The 12,984-nt window shown below is 64.5% G+C and carries 11 protein-coding genes; 6 read left to right on the top strand and 5 right to left on the bottom strand.

Annotation, left to right across the window (positions count from 1 at the left end; all coding sequences use genetic code 11):
• Positions 1–8 precede the first annotated feature (8 nt).
• Entirely contained in the window at positions 9–1,007 is a 999-nt protein-coding gene (locus QQZ18_RS19135) for an ABC transporter ATP-binding protein (RefSeq protein ID WP_284542546.1), read from the bottom strand.
• 116 nt (positions 1,008–1,123) lie between these two features.
• Here QQZ18_RS19135 and QQZ18_RS19140 point away from each other — a divergent pair, with 116 nt between their 5' ends.
• The 5 genes from QQZ18_RS19140 to QQZ18_RS19160 all read left to right on the top strand — a co-directional run bounded on the left by QQZ18_RS19140 (position 1,124) and on the right by QQZ18_RS19160 (position 8,673).
• On the top strand, positions 1,124–2,419 hold the full coding sequence (locus QQZ18_RS19140) for an ABC transporter substrate-binding protein (RefSeq protein ID WP_284542547.1): 1,296 nt from the start codon (positions 1,124–1,126) through the stop codon (positions 2,417–2,419).
• Positions 2,420–2,647: 228 nt separating this feature from the next.
• Positions 2,648–3,490, top strand: coding sequence for a carbohydrate ABC transporter permease (locus QQZ18_RS19145; RefSeq protein ID WP_284542587.1), 843 nt, complete (start codon positions 2,648–2,650; stop codon positions 3,488–3,490).
• Positions 3,487–4,329, top strand: coding sequence for a carbohydrate ABC transporter permease (locus QQZ18_RS19150; RefSeq protein ID WP_284542548.1), 843 nt, complete (start codon positions 3,487–3,489; stop codon positions 4,327–4,329). The genes QQZ18_RS19145 and QQZ18_RS19150 overlap by 4 nt, the downstream gene beginning before the upstream one ends.
• 43 nt (positions 4,330–4,372) lie before the next feature.
• On the top strand, positions 4,373–7,393 hold the full coding sequence (locus tag QQZ18_RS19155; RefSeq protein WP_284542549.1) for an alpha-mannosidase: 3,021 nt from the start codon (positions 4,373–4,375) through the stop codon (positions 7,391–7,393).
• Positions 7,394–7,452: 59 nt separating this feature from the next.
• Entirely contained in the window at positions 7,453–8,673 is a 1,221-nt protein-coding gene (locus QQZ18_RS19160) for an ROK family transcriptional regulator (protein WP_284542550.1), read from the top strand.
• 17 nt (positions 8,674–8,690) lie between these two features.
• Here the strand turns inward: QQZ18_RS19160 and QQZ18_RS19165 are convergent, their stop codons facing one another.
• The gene (locus QQZ18_RS19165; protein ID WP_284542551.1) at positions 8,691–9,782 is read right to left on the bottom strand and encodes an ROK family transcriptional regulator; all 1,092 of its coding nucleotides are present in this window, start codon (positions 9,780–9,782) and stop codon (positions 8,691–8,693) included.
• A 166-nt stretch (positions 9,783–9,948) separates the two neighbouring features.
• On the opposite strand from QQZ18_RS19165, the gene QQZ18_RS19170 reads away from it, so the two are divergent.
• Complete coding sequence (locus QQZ18_RS19170; RefSeq protein ID WP_284542552.1) at positions 9,949–10,881, top strand: ribokinase; 933 nt, start codon at positions 9,949–9,951, stop codon at positions 10,879–10,881.
• A gap of 35 nt (positions 10,882–10,916) precedes the next feature.
• Here QQZ18_RS19170 and rpiB read toward each other — a convergent pair whose 3' ends face one another.
• The 3 genes from rpiB to alsE are packed head-to-tail and all read right to left on the bottom strand — an operon-like array spanning position 10,917 to position 12,948.
• The gene (gene rpiB, locus QQZ18_RS19175) at positions 10,917–11,378 is read right to left on the bottom strand and encodes a ribose 5-phosphate isomerase B (RefSeq protein WP_284542553.1); all 462 of its coding nucleotides are present in this window, start codon (positions 11,376–11,378) and stop codon (positions 10,917–10,919) included.
• On the bottom strand, positions 11,375–12,268 hold the full coding sequence (gene alsK, locus QQZ18_RS19180; protein WP_284542554.1) for an allose kinase: 894 nt from the start codon (positions 12,266–12,268) through the stop codon (positions 11,375–11,377). Before alsK ends, rpiB begins: the two co-directional genes overlap by 4 nt.
• On the bottom strand, positions 12,265–12,948 hold the full coding sequence (alsE, locus tag QQZ18_RS19185) for a D-allulose 6-phosphate 3-epimerase (protein WP_284542555.1): 684 nt from the start codon (positions 12,946–12,948) through the stop codon (positions 12,265–12,267). Before alsE ends, alsK begins: the two co-directional genes overlap by 4 nt.
• Positions 12,949–12,984 lie beyond the last annotated feature (36 nt).

Here is a 12,984-nt window from a genome sequence, read left to right on the forward strand (position 1 = left end):
GTCTTCTGTCAAAGCGCCTTGCCGTCGGTACCAAAGCGATGCAGATGCCCCTCGATCGGCATGAGTGTGACGTCGTCGCCTGCCGCCACCGGCATATCGCCGACAGTACGCGCCGTGAGACGGCTTGCAACGGCCATTTCAACGTGGATGAAGGTGTCGCTGCCCAGATGCTCGGCAGAGACCACCCGACCCCGCCAGCCATCGCCATCGCGACTGACGACGAGATGCTCGGGGCGGACTCCGATAGTGTCGGCACCGGCTTTCTGGGCCAGATCGCCGGTAATGAAGTTCATCTGCGGCGAGCCGATGAAGCCGGCGACGAACAGGTTGGCCGGCGAGCGGTAAAGTTCGAGTGGCGCCCCCACCTGCTCGAGGCTGCCTCCGTTCAGCACGGCGATCTTGTCGGCCATGGTCATGGCCTCGGTCTGGTCATGCGTCACATAGATGGTCGTGGTGCCAAGTCGCTGCTGTAACTCCCGGATCTCGACGCGCATCTGCACGCGCAGCTTGGCGTCGAGATTGGAAAGCGGTTCGTCGAACAGGAACACCTTGGGATCGCGAACGATGGCGCGCCCCATGGCGACGCGCTGACGCTGACCGCCTGACAGGGCCACCGGCTTGCGGCCGAGCTGACGCGTCAGGTCGAGAATGGTCGCCGCCTTGCCGACGCGGTCTTCGATTTCCGCCTTTGGCCGGCCGGATAACTTCAGGGCAAAGCCCATGTTGGCGGCTACGTTCATGTGCGGGTAGAGCGCATAGTTCTGGAACACCATGGCGATGTCCCGGTCCTTCGGCGCGAGGTCGTTGACGACCTTGTCGTCGATGCAAATCTCGCCGCTTCGGATGGTTTCGAGGCCGGCGATGCACCGCAACAGTGTGGATTTGCCGCAGCCCGACGGGCCGACGAGAGCCACGAACTCACCGTCTGCGATGTCGATCGTGATGTCGTGCAATACCTCGAGCGCCCCATAGGCCTTGCGCAAATTTCTGATCTCGACGGTGGCCATGCGAACCTCCCAGACGCTGGCTTGACAACAAAGCAAAGTGATTTAATCTAATCGACGTTGGTTTGGGAAGCCGAATTTTAGAGGAGCGGCTTCCACGCCTTCTGGGAGGAAAAGCGATGAAGAAATCTTTGCTGGCGGCACTTGCCGCCGCGACGGCGCTCGGCTGTCTGCCGGTTGCCGCCGAGGATCTCATTACCAGCGACCGCGTCGGCCCCTCCGATGCCCCCAAAAAGATGGTGTTCCGCATGACGGGTGACGGCCCGTCGAGCACCGATCCGACTTGGGCGGCCGGTTACAGCAAGCTCTATACCGAGTTCATCAACAACCATCCCGGCTGGCAGCTCGAGCTGCAGATGATGACCGGCGACATCAGTCAGGAACAGGCGCGCATGCTGGAGCAGGCCAAGGCCGGCCATGCACCCGATTGTGCCGCCGTCGACAGCTTCGTGCTGCCGCTGTTCAAGCAGGCCGGCGTTTTGAAGTCGCTTTCGCCCTATTTTACCAAGGAGGAAATCGACCAGCTCTTCCCCTTCGTGCGTGATGGCGTCACCGGCAAGGACGGTCAGATCTATGCATGGTGGTGGTCGACCGACTTGCGCGTGCTCTACCGCAACAAGGAAGTCGTACCGAACGAACCGGCGACCTGGGCTGATGCCAAGGCGGCCGGCCTCCAGTCGGTCGAGGCCGGCATGGAAGGCATTCTGTTCAATGGCAGCCGCTACGAAGGCACCGCCTTCGACTGGCTCGGCAATTTCTGGGGCCAGGGTGGCAAGCTGGTCGACGACGCCGGCAAGCCGATCTTCGCCGACGCCGCCAACCGCGACAAATTCATCAAGGCCGTGAACTACTACCGCGACCTCGTGGAGTCCGGCGCCGCACCCAAGCGTGTCACCACCATCGGCAACTATGATGATCTCAACGCCGCTGCCGTTGCAGGCACGACCGCGTTGTTCGTCGGTGGCAACTGGCAGTATCGTCAGCTGCAGAACTCGATGGAGCCGGACGAGTTCGCCAAGTGGACCTTCTCGATGCTGCCGGGCATCACCGCCGACCAGCGATCGACCGGCACCGGCGGCTGGACGGTTGCCGCCTTCTCGTCGGAACCCGAGAAGGTCGAAATGTGCGCCGCGCTTGCCCGCGAGATCTACATGGGGCCAGCCAACGCGCTACAGGAGCAGTTGCCGACCCGCGCCGACCTCTACGACAAGTACGATGTGTTCAAGAGCGAAGCCAACCAGACCTTTGCCAAGGCGCTGAAGGTCGGTCAGGCCCGCCCAGGCGTGTTGATCTATCCGGAAATCTCCAACCAGATCCAGATCATGATGGGCAAGGTGCTGACCGGCGCCGCGGCTACCGACGCTGCGGTCGATGAAGCCTACAAGGCAGCGCTCGATGCCTATGCCCGGCTCTGAGCCCTTGCCGTCCGCCGTTCCTCTAGGCGGGCGGCGTCCGGCAGGACGGTGATTCCATAAGCTCAGGAGTCACTCCGCCGCGGGCGGCCGCCCAGTTTGGCGGCCGCTTTCGCTTCGTCGCTCACCAATGCCGAGGTGCCCATGTCCGCACGCGCCCTGAGCTCGAGATTGCCCTTCATCGGGGCCGCAGGCCGGCACAATCGCGTTCCGTCGCCCTATCCCTGGCTCATGCCGGTGATCCTGGTGATGGGGCTGTTCTATCTCTACCCGGTGATCGATGTCTTTCGGTATGCGTTCACCGATCTGACGCTCTTGGGGGGCGAAGGCCACTACACGCTTTCCACCTTTGCCAACGTTCTGACGCGCCCTGAACTGCTGCAGATCGTCTGGGTGACCTTCATCTTTACGGCTGGCTCGGTGGTCGGCCAGCAGCTCATTGGTCTTGCCATGGCGCTGGTGGTGGTGCGAGCCGAGAAGCGCCATCTGTTCGGAACCACAATCCTCAGAACCACAGCCCTGATCGCCTGGGTCGTGCCCGGCATCGCCGGTGGCATCATCTGGAAGATGTTGTTCAACGAGGCGCCCTTTGGTGGTCTCAACTCCCTGCTGCGCGTTCTTGGCATGGCGCCGGTTCAGTGGCTGTCCGACCCCGACGTGGTCATGTGGTCGGTCGTGCTCTCCAACATTTGGCGCGGCACCGCCTTCTCGATGGTGGTGATGTACGCGGCGCTGAAGGCGATCGATCCCTCGCTTTATGAAGCGGCCGAGGTGGATGGCGCCAACGCCCGGCAAAGGCTGTTCTTCGTGACGCTGCCGCAGCTCCGTCCGGCGATCCTGGTCAACATGATCCTTATCACCATCCAGACGCTCAACACCTTCGACGCCATCATTTCATTGACCGGCGGCGGCCCCGGTCGAGCTACCGAGGTGCTGTCGCTCTACACGTTCAACGTGGTGTTCCGGAATTATGACCTCGCCGCCGGCAGCGTGCTGTCGATCCTGATGCTGGTCATCAGCCTCGGTCTGGCGCTCGTCTATGCTTCCTTCCTGCCGAAGGATGAAAAGGCATGAAACTCAGCTCTCGCGACCGTCTCGGCGACATCCTGAGCTACGCCTTCATGGCGGTCATGTTCCTCTTCTTTTCCTGGCCGCTGATCTGGCTGCTCTCCATGGCGCTGCGCACCCGCAAGGAAGTGTTCCTCGGCGTCTACAGGCTGATCCCCAAGTTTCCGACGCTCGAGAACTTCACGATGGTGCTGACGTCGAGTCAGTTCCCGGTCTACCTGATCAACGCGCTGAAGCTCTCCTGCCTGTCCGCCGTCGGCTGCCTGATCATCGCGGCGCCCGCCGCCTATGCCTTCTCCCGCTTCGATTTCAAGGGCAAGGGCGCCTGGATGCTCGGCATCCTCGCCTTTCAGATGATCTCTCCGCTGGTCATCATGGTGCCGCTCTATCGCTACATGAGCCGGCTCGGCCTGATCGACAGCCACTTCGGCACCGTCATGGTCTACATCGCTCTCGGTGTGCCCATGGTTACCTGGCTGCTCAAGGGCTACATGGACGGCATTCCGAAAAGCCTGGACGAGGCAGCCCTGATCGATGGCTGCAACCGTCTCTCGGTCTTCATCCGCATCATCCTGCCGCTATCCACGCCCGGCGTCGCCTCCGCCTTCATCATCACGGTGATTGCCGGCTGGTCGCAGTTCCTGGTGCCCTTCCTGTTGATCACCAAGGACTCGCTGGTCCCGATCGGCGTCGGCATCTTCCAGTATGCCGGCACGCAGAACGCCAGCACCATTCAGGTGCTGGCTGCGGCCTGCCTGATCTCGGTCGTACCGGCCATCATTGCCTTCCTCGCCCTGCAGCGGCTCATCCTGAGCGCCATGACGGCTGGCGCCGTCAAAGGATAACGCTCGAACCTTTCTTCCGTTTGCTCCGAATTGGATGTTTGCCATGTCCCTGACCCTTGCCCAACGTCTCGATCGCCTGAAAGTCCGCGTCGCAGAGCTTGAATCCTGGAAGGTGCGGCAGACGGCGCCGCTCAGTGCCATCACCTTCGAAGGCACCGGGATCGAAATCGGCGCGCCCTGGCCTCGCAAGGACGGGCTGGTTCATTTCGCGTTGGAAGGAAGCGTTCCCGCCGATTGGCCGCTCTCCGAGACCTATCTCAGCCTCGATCTCGGCGGTGAAAGCCTGATCGCCATCACTTGCGACGGCGGCGAGCCGGTGTCCTACGGTCTCGATCCCTACCACCAGAGCTTCCCGCTGTCCGGCCGCAGCTTCAAGGTGACCACGGAGACCGTTGCCCGTCTGCCTTTCGGCGAGCCGGTCCGGCGGCCGCATGTCAATCGGGCCGAGCTCAGGCTGTCCGAGCCCTCTGTCGAGGCGCTGTGGCTGCTGGTCACCCAGGTCATCGAGGCGGTGAGTGTGCTTGAAGGCCACGATGTCGTGCCGCATCTGATTGCCGCCGCCGAAGATAAGCTGCGCGGTCTCGACTGGCCGTCGTCGACCGCCGACTACATCGCGCGCACCGCCGGTACTGAGGGCCAGCAGAAGATCTGGCAGTTGCCCGACCTGATCGAGGCGCCAGCCGCTCTCAACCAAGCCGAAAAGGCCACCGTTGCCACCGCTCATGATGCCCTGATCGCCCGTCTCGAAGCGCTGCAGCAGCGCTTTCCGCCGGAAGGAGAGATCGGCCTTACCGGCCATGCCCACATCGATCTGGCATGGCTGTGGCCCTATGGCGAGACGCGTCGCAAGACCCGGCGCACATTCTCGACGGCCATATCCCTGATGGAGGCGTCGAAGGATTTCCGCTTCAACCAGTCGACGGCCCATTACTACGCGCAGGTAGCCGAGGACGATCCGGCCCTGTTCGAAAAGATCGCCGAACGCGTCCGCTCCGGGGAATGGGAAACGTTGGGCGGCAGCTGGGTCGAGCCGGACACCAACATGCCCACCGGCGAAAGCCTGACGCGCCAATATCTCTATGGCCAGCGCTTCTTTGAGAAGACCTTCGGTATCCGCCACGACATCTGCTGGCAGCCGGACTGCTTCGGCTTCACCGGTGCGCTGCCCCAGCTCCTGAAGCAGGCCGGCATCCGCAGCTTCTTTACCATCAAGGTCAACTGGTCCGAGACCAACCACATCCCGTCCGACCTGTTCTGGTGGGAAGGGCTCGATGGCAGCCGTGTGCTTGCTCACACCTTCGACAATCCCATGCAGGGCTACAACGGCTTCGTCCGTCCGGATTGTCACGTGCCGACTTGGCGTAATTTTCGCGAGAAGGCGTTGCATCCGGAAACGCTGCTCTGCGTCGGCTATGGCGACGGTGGCGGTGGCCCGACGCCGGAGATGGTGGCGCGCGAAAAGCAGCTTCGCGCCTTTCCCACGCTGCCCAAGGCGCGCTGGACCCGCGTCAAGGATTTCTTCGACCGCGCCCATACCACGGCAAGGGAAAAGAAACTGTCGGTTTGGCAGGGCGAGATCTACCTGGAACTGCATCGCGGCACGCTGACCAGCCAAAGCGTCGTCAAGCGCCTGCATCGCAAGGCGGAGCGCGCGCTGATCACCGCGGAGACAACGGCATCGCTTGCCCATCTTCTCGGCGCGCCAAAGCCTGAGAGCCTCGAGCCGGCCTGGCGTACGGTGCTGAAGAACGAGTTCCACGACATCCTTCCGGGGTCATCGATCCGCGAAGTCTACGAGGACGCAGCTGACGAACTGGGCGGCGTGATCGACATCGGGCTCAAGGCACAAGCGGCAGCTCTCGATGCCATTGCCGGAGCCTTGCCCAAGGCTGACGGTGAGCGGCTGCTTATCGTCAACCCGTCGCTCGACGCCCGACCGATCCGCCTGACGCTGGAGAACGGTTCTGTCATCTCTTCGGCCGAGACGCTGCCCCCGCTCGCAGTTGCCGTTGTTGATGCGGAGGCCCTCAAGCCGGCGGGATCGCTGTCGGTCAGCCGCGCGCATCTCGAAAACGACATCTTGCGCGTGACGCTGTCGGCCGACGGTTCCATTGCCTCGATCCTGCATAAGCCCACCGGTCGTGAGGCGCTCGACGGCTACGGCAACCGCCTGATGGCCTATCCCGTCGACAAACCGCGCAATTGGGACGCCTGGGATATCGAGGGAGACTATGCCGAGCGTGGCGAGGAGATCACCGATCTCCAGAGCCTGGAGGTGATCGAGGAGGGGTCGCACCGGGTTGCCGTCAAGCTCGTTCGCCGCTTCCGTTCGTCGACCATCACCCAGGTTCTGAGCCTCGCTGCCGGCGCTCGTCGTCTTGACATAAAGACGACGCTCGACTGGCACGACCGCCGCGTCTTCCTGAGGACGCTCACCGCGGTAAACGCCAGAAGCCGCAACGCCACGGCAGAGTGCGCCTATGGCGTCGTCACCCGCCCGACCCACACCAACACGTCCTGGGACGCGGCGATGTTTGAGGCGGCGGCCCATCGTTTTCTCGACCTTTCCGAACCGGACTTCGGCCTGGCCCTCCTCAACGACGCCAAATACGGCCACAGCGTTCGCGAAAACGTGCTCGGCCTTAGCCTGCTGCGCTCGCCGGTCTATCCCGATCCTCTCGCCGACGAAGGGGAACAGACCTTCACCTACGCGCTCATGCCGCATTCCGGCCCCTGGCACGACGGCGGCGTACGAGAAGAGGCGGACGATCTCAATCAGCCGCTGCTCGTCAAATCGGTGGCGGGTCTGGCGGCTGGCGTCTTCCAGCCGGTGGTGGCCGAGGGTATTGCCGCGGCGCTGTCGGTTCTCAAGCCGGCCGAGGAGGGAGATGGTTTGATCCTGCGTGTGTGGGAGCCGGCAGGCCGGCGTGGCGACTTCGCTCTGTCGCTCAAGAACGGCTGGGTCGTCGACAAGTCCGTCACCATTCTCGAAGAGCCCATGGACGTGCCGGCACGCGGTCTTCGGCCGTTCGAGGTGAAGAGCTGGCGGCTTTGCAAGGTGTGAGACAGCGAGCTAATCTCGTCCCGTCCGCCGGAAGTCAGGCGGACGGGGAGGGAGTTCCGTTGATCTTTGTCGGGTCGAATGCAGAACAGGCCGCCGCGAAAAACCGTCAGTTGGTGCTGGCGGCCATTCATCGCGGCGCCCCCATCTCGCGCACCGAGCTTGCCGAGCGTTGTGGCCTGACCAAGCAGGCCATCGCCCGCATCGTCGATCGTCTGGTCGACGAGGGGCTTGTCATGGAGGCGCGCCGCCGCCACGGCCTTCGGGGGCAGCCGGCCATCGAGCTGGAGATCGATCCCGAGGGCATGTTTTCCGTCGGCGCCAACATAGACCGCGATCATCTGACGATGGTGGTGGTCGACGCCACCGGCACGGTGCGCGGCCGCGTCCATTACGAGAAGAGCTTCATCCTCCCCGACGAGTTCATGGCGCTGTTCTCCGACGCGCTGTCGACCTTCCGCCGCCGCAAACTGGTGGACGAGGGGCGCCTTGCCGGAGTCGGGCTTGCCATTCCCGATTGGCTTGGGGAAATCGATGTGATCGGGCGCCCGGCAGCCTATGCCGCCTGGACCGATTTCGATCTGCGCGGCGCCGTCGAGGCGGTGACGCCACATCCCGTCTTCATCGACAATGACGCCAACGCCGCCGCCCTTGGTGAGATCGACTATGGTCTCGGAACGGAGATTGGCAGTTTCTTCTACATCCTCGCCAACGCCTGCGTCGGCGGCGCGCTGGTCATTGACGGCGTGCGGCACAAGGGAGCGGGCGGCATCAACGGCGAGATTGGCTGCTTGCCGGTGCGCGAGATCGGCGCGAACGGCATCGGGCGCATCCGCCAGCTTGGCGAGCTGTTCTCGGTGTTCTTGCTCTATGACCATCTCCGAGCCCACGGCATCGTTGTCCAAACACCGACGGAACTCGCCGCTCTGGACGGGCAAGGCCGTGCCTTGGTGTCCGACTGGATCGGCCGCGCAGCCGGCTGGTTGGCCGAGGCAGTGTCTCAGGTCGCCCTGATCGCCGACCCCGAGGCGGTGCTGATCGGCGGGCGCATGCCGGTGCGCCTGATCGATGAGCTGATTGTCCGGGCGCAAAAGGAATGCCTGAGCGCCGGACTGCCGCAGGTGATGCTGCACCGCGCCGTCTGTTCCGAAGATGCGGCTGCCTTGGGGGCGGCCGCCATGCCGCTTGCCCATCGCCTGGGCCTGCCGTCAGCCGATGCGGGGCAGCTCAAGCGTGTTCCCCTCAGGACGGATCAAACCAGAGCGACGGCGCCCTCGGTGTGAGCCGGTGTCCCAGGGAGTCATCTCGGATCCGGCAGCAGAAGTTCGACGACCGGCAGCAGTGCCGCACCGAGAGCGACGCCGGCTGCCGGCAGTTTTGAGCGGCGAAGGGGCGGCATCCACGAGGTGGTCGTGGGTCGGCCGCCGATTGCCACCGGGGCTGCCAGAATCTCGGCCACCACGGCATCGACGGCCGCGTCCGGCAGATCGCCACCGATGACGATGAGCCCGGGCACCACCACCCCGGAGATGGCCACCACCGCGTCGAGCAGATGGTCAGCCGCTTCGCGCGCCCATTCGGCGACCGCTGCCTCAGGGGCGTTGCAAGCAGCGATGGCCGCGTCGAGCCGGTCCGGCGACAGGCCCTCGGCCAATGGCGCGCGATCCTGTCCCGTTCGCATGGCGCCGATTCCGCCGGCAAAGCCGTGCATGCCGTGAAAAGGCCGTCCGCCGATCGACAGGCCGGCCCGAACGCCCGAACGTGTGACGAGTATGCTGACGAAGCCGCCGTCACGGTCGCCGGCACCGATCAGGCGCTCGGCGGTGGCGGCGGTGGCGCTGTCCGCGTTGGCGAGTACCGTCAAGGGCGCGAAAGCCGCCTGCACCTCCTGGAAGGTGATGCCATCGTCGGGCGACAAGGCGACGCCGACGCCGAGCACTTTCGCCCCTTCCGGCTTCTGGGCGAGCAGCGTCTTGCCGGTGGCGATCAGTTGGTCCGGTCGTATGTCACGCTGCTCGGCGATGACGCTGCCGGCCGCATCGACGAGGACGGCTGTTTCTGCCCGTCGGGCGAGTCTCAGGCCGAGCGCCACGCACCCCTGCGGCTTCATCAGGAACTCGGTGACGGGATAGCGGCTTGCATCGCTCTGGCGGCGCGACGTGACGAGGCCGCGTCCTTCAAGGCGTCTGAGGATGCCGGTGATCGCCGGCTCGGTTAGTCCCAGTCGCTGCGACAGGTCGCGACGGGTGAGGGCTCCGAAGACGCGCAGAAGCTCGAGCACGATGCGGGAGTTATGATCGGCGATGTCTCCGTGGTTGATCCCCGGTCCATCCTTGATCGACGACGGCGTTCGCCGAGGGCGCGTCGTCGTCGACCGAAGATTTCCCGTCATTGCCAGTCCCCGGTATTCGCTCTACCCGTCCGAAAGGCTGCTTTCGGGGTGTAAGTCCTAGCGATACAACGATGCTGCCCGAAATCAAAGTTCCGCCAAACCCTGACGGAGGCTTGAAACGGGCTGCTGGTTTCTCGCCGCGTCACGGCTTCAGTTGGAGAGTGTTGTGTCCGTCATCGTCATCGGCTCGGTCAACGTGGATATCGTCACCTACGCCGACCGCGCCCCGCGTCCCGGCGAGTCGCTCACCGGCCATCGCTATTCCATGGTTCTCGGGGGCAAGGGGGCCAATCAGTCGGTGGCCGTGGCGCGGCTGGGTACGCCCGTGCGCTTCATCGGGCGCATTGGTGCGGACTCTTTCGGCGAGTTCATCCGCTCGCAGCTTGCCGGCCTCGGCGTCGATCCAGGTTGTCTGGCCATCGATGCGTCGCTCCCGACCGGTATCGCCGTCATCGGCATCGACGGTCGGGGTGAGAACGCGATCACCGTCGTGCCGGGTGCCAACACGGGGCTGGCGGTCGAGCAGGTCGAGGCGGCAGCGCCGTTGTTCTCCAGCGTGAAGGTTCTGCTCGCCCAGCTCGAACATCCATTTCCGGCCACGCTGAAAGCCGTCGAACTGGCGCGCCGGGCCGGTGCGCTCGCCATTCTCGATCCGGCGCCGGTTCCGACCTTCCCCTTCGGGGCCGATACCATCCGCATGTTCGACGCGCTGACGCCCAACGAGATCGAGACCGAGGCGCTGACCGGCATCGCGCCGGTCGATGTCGAGGCGGCGGCGGCCGCCGCCGGCCGGTTGAGGGAGACCGGGCTGCCGCTCGCTCTCGTCAAGATGGGCGCCCGTGGCGTCTACGTCGACAGTGCAGTCTTCCGGGGGCACGTGCCACCGTTTGCGGTCAAGGCCATCGATACCGTGGCGGCCGGCGACTGCTTTGCGGCCGGACTGGCCGTGGCGCTGGCCGAAGGAATGGCGGTGGAAAGCGCCGTCCGCTTCGCGGCGGCCGCCGGCGCTCTCGCCTGCACCAAGGAAGGCTCCTCCGAGGCGGCGCCAACGCGGCAGGAGGTCGAGGCTCTCCTGACAAAAAACAGCCGCGCGTCCTGAGGCGCGCGGCCGTCGTCATCACTGCTGAGGGTCGATCAGCGCCCCTCGCGCGTCTCGATCTCGCCGATCATGTCGACGCGGCGGGCATGGCGCCCGCCTTCGAACTCGGCGGCGAAGAACTCGTCGACGATCATCAGCGCCAGATCCTGTCCGACCACGCGGGCGCCGAAGGCCAGCATGTTGGCATTGTTGTGCTGGCGCGACAGGCGGGCCGTATAGGGCTCCGAGCAGACGGCGCAGCGGATGCCCTTGAGCTTGTTGGCGGCGAGCGAAATGCCGAAACCAGTCCCGCAGATGACGACGCCGAAGTCTGCCTTGCCGGCCTGAACCATGCGGGCGGCCTTTTCGCCCCAGGTCGGATAGTCGGTGCGCTCGGCGGTGACCGGGCCGACATCCTCGACCGCATGGCCGAGTGCCGTGAGGTGGGCGGCGACGGTCTTCCTGAGGTCGATGCCGACGTGGTCGGAAGAGATGACGATCTTGAGCTTGCCGGTCATTGGACGGCTCCGAATTTGCCGGCGACATAGAGGCAGGCGCCGCGCGCGCCGCTGTCGCCGAGGTTGGAGGCGAGCCGCACCTCAAGCACGTCGCGCGGGAAGGGCGCGCGAGCGTGGGCGAGAAGCCGCGTTTTCAGTGTATCGAAGGGGAAGGCCGGCATTTCGAGGACGCCGCCGCCCAGGAACACCAGCTCGGGGTCGATGATGTTGACGGCGGTGGCGATTCCCATCGCTGCCGTCTCGACGAAGGTGCGGATATCGGGGTGTTCGCCGTGGCAGGCGAAAATGTCGGCGATCGGCGTGTCCGGCGCGTTGCGTTCCTGCCAGCCCTTCAGCCAGCGACCGCAACACACCGTTTCGAGGCAGCCGACCTTGCCGCAGCCGCAGATGCCCGTGGCGCCGGGCACCGGGATATGGCCGAGTTCGGCGGCCGAACCATGGGCGCCCGTATAGAAGCCGTTGATCCATACGGCATTGCCGACGCCGGTGCCGATGTAGACGCCGAGCGCCACCTTGGGCGTCCGCCCGCAGGCGCTCATGTCATGGAAGAACTGGAAATTGACGTCCCGCTCCGCCACGACCGGTACGCCGAGGGCGCCCTCCAGAAGCGACACCACATCGAGCCCGTCGAGCCCATCGACGTTGGGCGCCGACAGCACGACGCGGCGGTCGGCGTCGAGCGTTGCCGGCAAGCCGATGCCCACCGCCTGCGGCTGGAGGCCGCAGCGTTCCACGACGTCCCGATAACGGGCGATGGTTCCGGCAAGCCTCGGTCCCGCTGCCATCAGGTCGGCGGTCACGTATTTCTCGGACAGCACGAATTTGTCGTCCGCCATCACGGCGAAACGCGTGTGCGTGCCGCCGAGGTCGATGCCGGCGAAGACGCTCATGCTGACGCTCCGAGAGCCGCCTCGATGTCGGCGGTCATGATATTCCAGGCCTCGGCGATGTCTTCGTGATTGTGGAAAAGACCCGAGGTGCCGACGATGAACACGTCGGCGCCGGCCGCGGCAAGGCGCGCATAGGTGCGCTTGTTGCAGGATCCGTCGACTTCGATCAGGAAGTTGAGGCCGCGTTCCTCGCGCAGACGCTTGGCTTCCGCGATCTTGTCCAGCATCTCCTCGATGAACGGCTGGCCGGCATAGCCCGGATCGACCGTCATGATGGTGATCTTGTCGATCAGGTGGATGTAGTGCTTGAGGCTGTCGAGCGGCGTCGCCGGATTGACCACGATGCCGGGCTTGCAACCGAGCTCGCGGATCTTGGCGATGATGCGGAAGGCGATGGCGTTGATCGTCTCGGCTTGCGGGGAAATGTAACCGGCGCCCGCCTTGGCCATGATCGGCACCCACATCCACGGGTCCGTGGTCATCAGGTGGCAATCCATCGGCAGCTTGGAGACCTTGGTGACATTCTCCATGAAGAACGGCGACAGCGTGAGGTTCGGCACGTAATGGCCGTCCATGATGTCGATGTGCAGAAAATCGGCATGGCTGTCGAGGAAGGTAAGCTGTTCCTTGAAGCGCAGGAGGTCCATGCACATCAGGGAGGGAGAAATCTTGATCTTCATCGGGTCGTCCTGGTCTGGGCCGGTACTTTCCGGCAA

It is taken from the genome of Pleomorphomonas sp. T1.2MG-36 (genome assembly GCF_950100655.1).
Lineage (GTDB): Bacteria > Pseudomonadota > Alphaproteobacteria > Rhizobiales > Pleomorphomonadaceae > Pleomorphomonas.

Bases quoted from the DNA above. Each gene is read 5' to 3' on its own strand.
- QQZ18_RS19150 (WP_284542548.1), top strand. From the start codon at position 3,487: ATGAAACTCAGCTCTCGCGACCGTCTCGGCGACATCCTGAGCTACGCC.
- alsE (WP_284542555.1), bottom strand. From the start codon at position 12,948: ATGAAGATCAAGATTTCTCCCTCCCTGATGTGCATGGACCTCCTGCGC.
- QQZ18_RS19145 (WP_284542587.1), top strand. From the start codon at position 2,648: ATGCCGGTGATCCTGGTGATGGGGCTGTTCTATCTCTACCCGGTGATC.
- alsK (WP_284542554.1), bottom strand. From the start codon at position 12,268: ATGAGCGTCTTCGCCGGCATCGACCTCGGCGGCACGCACACGCGTTTC.
- QQZ18_RS19155 (WP_284542549.1), top strand. From the start codon at position 4,373: ATGTCCCTGACCCTTGCCCAACGTCTCGATCGCCTGAAAGTCCGCGTC.
- rpiB (WP_284542553.1), bottom strand. From the start codon at position 11,378: ATGACCGGCAAGCTCAAGATCGTCATCTCTTCCGACCACGTCGGCATC.
- QQZ18_RS19135 (WP_284542546.1), bottom strand. From the start codon at position 1,007: ATGGCCACCGTCGAGATCAGAAATTTGCGCAAGGCCTATGGGGCGCTC.
- QQZ18_RS19140 (WP_284542547.1), top strand. From the start codon at position 1,124: ATGAAGAAATCTTTGCTGGCGGCACTTGCCGCCGCGACGGCGCTCGGC.
- QQZ18_RS19165 (WP_284542551.1), bottom strand. From the start codon at position 9,782: ATGACGGGAAATCTTCGGTCGACGACGACGCGCCCTCGGCGAACGCCG.